Origin of the sequence: Mesorhizobium sp. Cs1321R2N1 (genome assembly GCF_037179725.1) — a bacterium.
GTDB classification, from domain to species: domain Bacteria; phylum Pseudomonadota; class Alphaproteobacteria; order Rhizobiales; family Rhizobiaceae; genus Mesorhizobium; species Mesorhizobium salmacidum.
Map to the genome: position 1 here is coordinate 1 of NZ_JAPYKP010000327.1, position 691 is coordinate 691.

The following is a 691-nucleotide window of genomic DNA, read 5'->3' on the forward strand; positions in this document are numbered from 1 at the left end:
GTGACTGGAGTTCAGACGTGTGCTCTTCCGCGCGCCTGGCGGCGGATGCGGTATCCGGCATCGCGTCCGTATCGGACGGCATGGCCATGACGGTCCGCGCCGTCATGTCGTCCTTGCTTGCCGGCGCGGATTGTTCGGCCTGCCTGACGGCAGGGGCCGGCGCGATATCTGTCGCCGCCGGCTGGACTTCGGTCTTCGGCTGGCTGGCGGTATCGACAGATGCCGTCTTCACCGGCTGCGAGGCGACGATCGGGGCCGTGTCGTTATTTGCCACCTGGGCGGGATCCGAAAGAAACGCCTTGCCGAGCTGCAGGCCGGCAAGCGCCAGCATGATCGCTGCCGCAGCCATTAGGATCGGCTTGCGCCGCGCCTTGAGCAGATCGCCTATCCTGAGCGCCTTGACCGGGCCTTTCATCGTCGACTGGCGCTTCAGGGCGTCGGCTTCGGCCGCGGCCGCCTGCGCCGCGCGCCGGGCAGCGGCGATGAAATCCGATTTCGCCGCGTCCCTGTCGCCGGGCTTTGCCGGTTGTCCGCGCTCGTCGCGCACGCGCTTCATGATGGCATTGAGGTCGGGCGCGCCGGAGCCGGGCTCCAGCGGGCGGTTGGCGACTTTCGGGTCGAGCGGCTCGTCGAGATCGACACTCGGGATATCGGCGCTCGGCGCCGAGCCGGCCAGCGGCGGAACATCCGA

Annotated in this window: 1 pseudogene; it reads right to left on the reverse strand. The window is 68.9% G+C overall.

The window, feature by feature from the left end:
• Positions 1-691 (reverse strand): annotated as a pseudogene (locus tag O7A61_RS32320) (peptidoglycan-binding protein); the annotation flags it as partial.